The sequence below is a fragment of the Synechococcus sp. B60.1 genome (genome assembly GCF_047462555.1).
Classification (GTDB): domain Bacteria; phylum Cyanobacteriota; class Cyanobacteriia; order Thermostichales; family Thermostichaceae; genus Thermostichus.
This window is the reverse complement of the sequence record NZ_JANSJN010000035.1, coordinates 4,066-11,573: the sequence shown is the minus strand read 5'-3', so window position 1 is coordinate 11,573 and position 7,508 is coordinate 4,066. Positions and strand designations below refer to the sequence as shown.

The 7,508-nt window shown below is 57.5% G+C and carries 3 protein-coding genes and 1 pseudogene; 2 read left to right on the top strand and 2 right to left on the bottom strand.

Features of this window, described 5'->3' with window-relative positions:
- Together NW863_RS05665 and mfd are read right to left on the bottom strand one after the other, a co-directional pair.
- Positions 1-750 (bottom strand): annotated as a pseudogene (locus tag NW863_RS05665) (RNA-guided endonuclease TnpB family protein); the annotation flags it as partial.
- 234 nt (positions 751-984) lie between these two features.
- Positions 985-4,452, bottom strand: coding sequence for a transcription-repair coupling factor (gene mfd / locus NW863_RS05660; RefSeq protein WP_414365111.1), 3,468 nt, complete (start codon positions 4,450-4,452; stop codon positions 985-987).
- Positions 4,453-4,855: 403 nt separating this feature from the next.
- On the opposite strand from mfd, the gene NW863_RS05655 reads away from it, so the two are divergent.
- Together NW863_RS05655 and cydB are read left to right on the top strand one after the other, a co-directional pair.
- Positions 4,856-6,289 (top strand): cytochrome ubiquinol oxidase subunit I, encoded by a 1,434-nt coding sequence (locus NW863_RS05655; protein WP_414365092.1) that lies wholly within the window; start codon positions 4,856-4,858, stop codon positions 6,287-6,289.
- Between the two features lie 164 nt (positions 6,290-6,453).
- Entirely contained in the window at positions 6,454-7,503 is a 1,050-nt protein-coding gene (cydB, locus tag NW863_RS05650) for a cytochrome d ubiquinol oxidase subunit II (RefSeq protein ID WP_414365090.1), read from the top strand.
- Positions 7,504-7,508: the final 5 nt, after the last annotated feature.

The window sequence follows — 7,508 nt, the reverse complement described above, 5'->3', positions numbered from 1 at the left end:
CATCCCCTTCCCAACCACAAGCCGGGTTCACACAACGAAAACGCTTCCCTTCCCGCTGACCAAGCCACAAGCACCGGTGACAGGTCTGCGAAGTGTAGGCAGGCGGAACCACCACAACCTTGACTCCTGCTCTTACTGCCTTGTAGCGCACAAACTGCCTCAACGGGTAGAACGCCCAACTATTCGACCGCCGCTGCTCTGGCTTGCTGCGCGGCTGCTGGTTGACACGCTCCCGCTCGCGTCAGCGGGCCAGAGACCTCATCCCAGCCAAGTCTTCCAGGGCAATGGTGCTACAGGCAGCTTTGGCTCTAGAAACAATGGCTTTAAAGATGCAGTAATTCATTCACCCAAGCTTGAAAGCGTCTCTTCCTACCAGACAGCCGTTGCAGCAGTTGACGGCACCTGGGCCGAGAACTATGTGTGCCCTGACTGGCTTTACGCTGGAGAACCGCCCTCAACTGGGAGTAGGGGTCTTTTTCCTGGTTCAACTGCTCTCCATTCCAGTTGTCACCCTCTGCTCGCGTCAGCGGGACGGAGTCCTTATGTGTGGGCAATATCTGTCCTGCCCAAGTCTACACCGATGACCTTGCCGGTGTTTTGGGGTTCCGGCACCTCAGATTCCACGCCAATCTGGATGGAGTAGGAACCATCTTGGCGTTTGACCAACGTGGCTACTTTGAGATGAGAACCTGTCAACATGCCACGCTGATAGTTACCACTCGCGCCAGCGAGCCGGAGCCTTGGTTGCATCCAGCTTTGTGGCTTGCGACGCAGACACCTTGAGCTTGCAAGAGATAGTCAGAACTTGGGTCATGCTGAGTATGTTAGGCACTATCCTTCCTCGCCGTATAGACGGTGGGGTATCCCGCGCATTCAGATGACGCAAATGCAAGGCAACAGCGAGTGCGAAAGTCTAACCCGAGGAAGGCCGGGCACCCCTCCCAGTTTCTCCCAGCCGAAGCCAACTCCGCCCCGCAGCCAGGACTAAGTGGCTGTTGGGATCCCGGCCTCTATCCGGCTCAGGGCTAAGCTCATTTTGTCCAGCCACTGCAAAAGGTTCTCCAGTTGCTGCGCCGCAGGCACCATCCCCAGGCCCCGCACCGTCACCTTGCCCGGCTGGTAAACAAAGCGAGGCTGTAGGTGAGTGGGCAGCGCTTCCTTAAGGCGGTTCCAGGCGGGCTCCTCCATGGGAGTTTCCAAAAGGACATGCTCCTTGGCCGGCCTGATACGGGAAAAGCCCAGCCTGCGGGCCAAAATCTTCAGCTCCATCACCCGCAGCAGCTCCTGGGTAGGCTTGGGCAGGGGGCCAAAGCGATCCTGCCATTCCTGGGCAATTTGCAACAGCTCGACCCGAGAGCCGGCAGCAGCCAATTGGCGATAGGCCTGCATCTTTTGATCTTCGTCGGGGATATAGCTTTGCGGGATCATGGCGGTGACATTGAGGTCGATTTGCGTATCTTCCACCTGCGGGATCTCTTGGCCACGAATTTCGCGAATGGCCTCTTGCAGCATCTCCAAATAAAGATCGAAGCCCACAGCATTGACCTGCCCCGATTGCTGCGTGCCCAACAGGTTGCCAATGCCGCGAATCTCCATATCCCGCATCGCCAATTGATACCCAGATCCCAGTTGGGTAAATTCCTGAATGGCCTGCAGGCGTTTGCGGGCCTCTTCGGTGAGGATGCCATCTTCTCGGTAGAACAGCCAAGCATGGGCTTGGATCCCAGCCCGGCCCACCCGCCCTCGCAATTGGTAAAGCTGAGCCAGCCCAAACTCCTGGGCATTTTCGATCAAAATGGTGTTGACACGGGGAATATCCAAACCCGACTCAATAATGGTGGTGCAGACCAGGATATCGATTTCCCCGTTGTTAAAAGCCAGCATCGTCGCTTCCAGCTCTCCTTCCGGCATTTGCCCATGGGCAATGGCAATGCGGGCGCCGGGCACCCATTCCCGCAATTTGGTACTGGTCTCTTCGATCCCTTCAATGCGGTTGACAACATAAAAGACTTGCCCGCCGCGATCCAACTCTTGGCGGATAGCCGTGCGAATGACCTCAGGATTGTAGGGGGAGAGGTGAGTTTTAATCGGGCGCCGCGAGGGCGGGGGAGTTTGGATCAAGCTCATTTCCCTCAACCCCGACAAGGCCATATACAGCGTGCGGGGAATAGGAGTAGCCGTAAGGGTGAGCACATCCACCTGGGTTTTGAGGAGTTTAATTTTCTCTTTTTGGTTGACACCAAAGCGCTGTTCTTCGTCAATGACCAAAAGGCCCAAATCGCGAAACTGTACATCCTTGCCTAAAAGCTGGTGGGTGCCCACAATGACATCCAGTTCACCACTTTTGAGGCGGGCCAGGATCTCTTTTTTCTCGTCGGGAGTGCGGAAGCGGTTGAGTAAGCCCACTTGAATGGGATAGGGGGCAAAGCGCTCTTTGAGAGTGTGGTAGTGCTGCTGGGTGAGAATGGTGGTTGGCGCCAAAAGAGCTACTTGTTTGCCGGCGGTTACGGCTTTAAAAATGGCACGGATAGCCACTTCTGTTTTGCCAAAACCCACATCCCCGCACAGCAGCCGATCCATGGGGCGGGGAGACTCCATATCCCGCTTGATCTCCTGGACGGCGCGAATTTGATCCGGTGTCAGAGGATAGGGAAAAGAGTCTTCCAGCTCCTGTTGCCAAGGAGAATCGGGCGGGAAGGCATAGCCCTCCTGTTGGGCACGCTTGGCATAGAGTTCCAACAGGTCAAGGGCCACTTTTTGCAGGCTCTTTTTAACTTTTTGCTTGGTCTTTTCCCAGGTGCTGCCGGACATTTTGTGCAGCGCGGGGGGGCCATCACCGCTAGCCCGGTAGCGGGAGAGGGAGTTGACCTGGTCGGCAGCCACCCGCAGCAGGCCATCGCTGTATTGAATGACCAGATATTCTCGGGTTTCGCCGCCGATGGTGAGGCTTTCCAGCCGCAGGAACTGGCCAATGCCATGGGCCCTGTGAACAACAAAATCCCCCGGCTTGAGCAGGTTGGGATCCACCTGGCGGGAGCTGGCCTGGCGGCGCTTGCGCACATAGGTGGGGGTGGCCAGGCTGTGCTGGCCGAAAAACTCGCGGTCGGTCAGCACCACCCACCCCAGCGTGGGCAGGAGAAACCCCTCCAGATCCGCTAGGCCGGAGTACTTCAGGGCCACCGGCGTGTAGGACTGGAGCTGGCGCTCGATAGTCGGAAAATCTTTGGGGTTGGGCACGTACTGGGCCGGGCAGTCGTGTTCCTGCAGCAGAGCCACGGTGCGGGAGGGCTGGGCGGAGAGGATCCACACCTGCAAGTGTTGCTTGCGGTACTCGCGCAGGGTTTTGGCCAGGGATCCAAACTGGTGGGGAGTGGCAGGGACAGGCCGGCTTTTGAGGTCGAGGACAGCTTCCCCCTCGCCAGCAGGGGCAAAGGCACGGGCCAACAGGCGGGGGAAGGGATCCCACTCAGCGGCCTCAAGATCGAAGGGGCGGTGGAAGGGCACTAGAGCCGGCTCAGCAGCCTGGGCCAATTGCCACTGCTCCTGGGCGTGGGCTAGCCACTGCCGGCTGTGGGCCTGGCACTGCTCCGGCTCGTCGATCAGGATCAAGGTATTGGGATCCAAGTAGCTCAGCAGGTTGGCCGGTGGATTGTAGAGCAGGCCGAGAAAACGGCGCAGGCCTTCTGGGGGAGGCGATCCCTGCTGCTGCAGGGCGGGGGAGAGCTGCTCCATCTTTTCCTGCAGCCCTGGCCAGAGCATGGGCCCATAGCCGGTGGGGGTCAGCCAGACAGAAGGGATCCCATCTTGGGAGCGCTGGCTTACCGGGTCGAACTCCCGCAGCCGTTCCAGCTCATTGCCAAACCACTCCAGGCGCACCGGCCACTCGCAGGCCACCGGGAAAATGTCGAGAATATCGCCCCTTTGGCTCCACTGCCCCTCGCTTTCCACCAGGCTTACCCGCTGGTAGCCCAGCCGGGTCAACTGCTGCCCCAACTGCTGCGGCGACAGCTCGAGGCCAGGTTCCAGCTTGAGGCAAAAGCCCTGAAACACCTCTGGGGGGGGAAGATGGGGTTGCAGGGCCCGCTCCGTGGCCACAACGGCCATGCCCTTTCTGCCCTGGAGACAATCGGCCAGCACCTGCAATTGTCCCCACACCAGTTCCGGCTCCAGGTCAAACGGCTCATAGGGGGAAGCCTCAGAAGTGGGATAAAGGTACACGCTCTCCCAGCCCATGCCCTCCAGTTGCGCCGTCCAGCGGCCTGCTTCTTCCAAAGTGGCAGTCACCACCAGCAGGGATCTCCCCTCCTGCTGGGCCAAAGCCGAGGCCATCAACCCCTTGGCGATCCGACCTGCCCCCTGAATGGCTGCCTGTCGCCGCGATCTCAAGCGGGCGGCCAACTCTTGTACCAAGCCGGATTGGGCAAGAAAGTGCACCAGCGGGACAAACGACATCTTCCACCCCCCACTGCCAACTGGGATCTCCAACAAGCCGGGATCCCAATTCTGGCAGGCCCTGAGGAAAATTTGCATGGCGTTATCCCCGCCCCTCAACGGGCTATTTCGGGATTGCGGATCCCCAGGCTGCCAAGTTCGCAACCCTCTTTATTCTGTAGTCCGCTTTACACGGAGAAAACCTCTTCTCCCGGGATCCTAAAGTTAACCTTTAGAGTCGAGCAGCCCATCGCTGATCCTGGTCAAGATGCAATCCTAGGAGGAGCAAAAAAGATAGCCTTCCCCACCTTATCCAAATGGCTACGGATGTCTGCAGCGAACATACCTGGAGGTGGGCCTGCACAAACTGCAGCAGAGAGGGTTGGGAAAAGTTGAGTTTATCCATCCAAACTGGGTGCCAATCATGTTTCTAGACACCGTCGCGCTTTCTCGACTACAGTTTGCCCTCACGGCCATTTTCCATATGCTATGGCCGGTTTTAACAACGGGACTGGCTATTTATCTTGTTGTTATAGAGGGCCTTTGGCTGAAAACTCGCAATCTAGATTACTATCGCCACGCTCGTTTCTGGTCAAAGATCTATGTGTTGAACTTTGGTATCGGCGTGGCCTCAGGGTTGCCGATGGCCTTTCAATTTGGCATGAACTGGGCCCCTTTTTCTGAGGCGGTGGGCGACTTCTTTGGAACCGTTCTTGGGTTTGAGGGCACGATGGCCTTTATGCTGGAGGCCAGCTTTTTGGGGATCATGCTCTTTGGCTGGGAGCGGGTGCCGCCGGTGATTCACTGGATCTCGACAATCCTGGTGGCCTTCGGCGCCAACCTCTCTACCTTTTGGATCCTGACGGCCAACTCTTGGCTACAGACGCCGGCAGGGGGAGTATTTGTCAATGGAAAGTTTGTGGTGCGCGACTACCTGCAAGCCATTGTCAATCCCTTCATGGTCAATAGCTTTCTGCACATGTTTTTTGCCACTTTGGAGACCTCTTTGTTTGTAATTGGTGGCATCAGCGCCTGGTACATTCTCAAGCGGCGGCACAGCGAGTTTTTTTCCCGTTCCCTCAAAGTGGTCTTGGCAATGGCTCTGGTGGTAGCCCCCTTGCAGGTGTTTATCGGCCACTTGAGCGCAGAGCAAGTGTATCGCTATCAGCCGGCCAAGCTGGCGGCCATGGAGGCCCAGTGGGAGACGATCCCCGCCGGCGAACGAGCCGATTGGAGCCTGTTAGCCCTGCCCAACGACCGAGAAGAGCGCAACGAGTGGGAGGTGAAGATCCCCGGTGTGCTGGGCTATCTGCTGGAGTTTAAGCCCAGGCTGGATCGACCGGTGCAGGGCCTGAAAGCTTGGGATCCCCAAAATCGTCCCCACATGATTGGCCTCATCTACTACTCCTTTAGGACAATGGTGGCCATTGGCCTGTTTCTGGCCGGGCTTATGGGGGTGACCTTGATTCAGTGGTTGAGGGGCAAGCTGTCGGCGGAGGCCCTCTCCCAGCAGAAGTGGCTGATGTGGGCCTGGGTCTTTGCTGGCCCCCTGGGATACATTGCCGTCGAGGCTGGCTGGATTGTCCGCTGCGTTGGCCGGCAGCCCTGGATTGTGTATGGACAACTGCGCACCGCGGAATCCGTTTCGCCGCTGCCGCCGGGAGAGGTGCTGTTTTCTTTGGTCGGCCTGACTGCTTTGTATACGGTGTTTTTCGTGGCTGCCCTTTACTTTGGCAGCCGCATCATCCGCAGAGGGCCTGACCTGGAGCTGCCTGCCCCCGTTCCGGCAACCCAGCCGGTGATCGTGATCGAGCCTGCCCGCCACGAGCCGGATCGCCGTCCTGCAGAAGCTCGCTAGCACCGGTGCAGCCCTAACAGAACCCAGACAACACCGCAGGCTCCTCATCCAACAGCAGCCAAGCCACTTGTCGATTTCCAACTCCCCTCTCCCAGAGGGAGAGGGGTTGGGGGTGAGGGGGATCATGTCTCGAACTGGTCGGAAATAAACTACAGAGAACGACGATGGAATCTTTCGAGCCTTTACAGCAGTTTTTACCGCAAGTCTGGTTTTTTATCCTCGGTCTCTTCCTCTTCCTTTATGTTCTGCTAGATGGATTTGACTTAGGGGTTGGCATCCTCTCCCTGACGGCTTCTAGCGAGACCCGCCGCAGCATTCTCATGACCAGCCTGGGCAATGTCTGGGATGCCAACGAGACCTGGCTGGTGTTGATGGGGGGATCCTTATTTGGAGCCTTTCCCCTTGCCTACGCCACCATTCTCAACGCTCTCTACATTCCGCTAGTGATCATGGTGGTGGGCCTGATCTTGCGGGCTGTCTCTTTCGAGTTTCGGGAGAACGCCGACAACAAGCTGGTGTGGAACCTCGCCTTCGGGGTGGGCAGCTTTTTGGCGGCCTTGGGCCAGGGGTTTGCCTTGGGCAGTGTCTTCGAAGGGATCCGCGTCGACGAAGCCGGCCACTTTGCCGGCAGCCCTTGGGATTGGCTGACCTGGCGCACAGTGTTGGTGGCTCTTACCTTGATCCAGGGCTACGTGTTAATCGGCTCGGCCTATCTGATCGTTAAGACCACCGGCGAGCTGCAGAAAACCTACTACAAGACAGCAACCATTGCCACCTGGACAACGTTGCTGGGGGCAGTGTTTATCACCATCAGCACCCCCATCATGTCGGAGCAGGCGCGCGCTCAGCTTTTCTCGCCTCCTCTTTTCTATATCTTTGCTGCCATCCCCGTTTTGGGACTTTTGTTGGTGGCTCTGTTGCTGCGCAGCCTGCGGCGGCGAGAAGAAAATAGCGTTTTGGTTTACACTTTTTTAATCTTTGCCCTTTCTTTTATCGGCCTGGGGTTTATGGTTTTCCCCAACATTATTCCTCCCAGCGTCACCATCTACGAGGCGGCAGCTTCTCCCAGTTCACTGGTGTTTATGCTCACCTTTATTGGCTTTTTGATCCCGGTTATTTTGTCCTACAACATCTACAACTATGTGGTGTTCCGGGGCAAGATCGTGGTGCAGGAAGCAACGCCAGAAGAGGCCAAAGTTTCGGAGGCAGCTTAAACCCA

Coding starts and splice junctions, on each gene's coding strand:
- NW863_RS05655 (WP_414365092.1), top strand. CDS start 4,856: ATGTTTCTAGACACCGTCGCGCTTTCTCGACTACAGTTTGCCCTCACG.
- cydB (WP_414365090.1), top strand. CDS start 6,454: ATGGAATCTTTCGAGCCTTTACAGCAGTTTTTACCGCAAGTCTGGTTT.
- mfd (WP_414365111.1), bottom strand. CDS start 4,452: ATGTCGTTTGTCCCGCTGGTGCACTTTCTTGCCCAATCCGGCTTGGTA.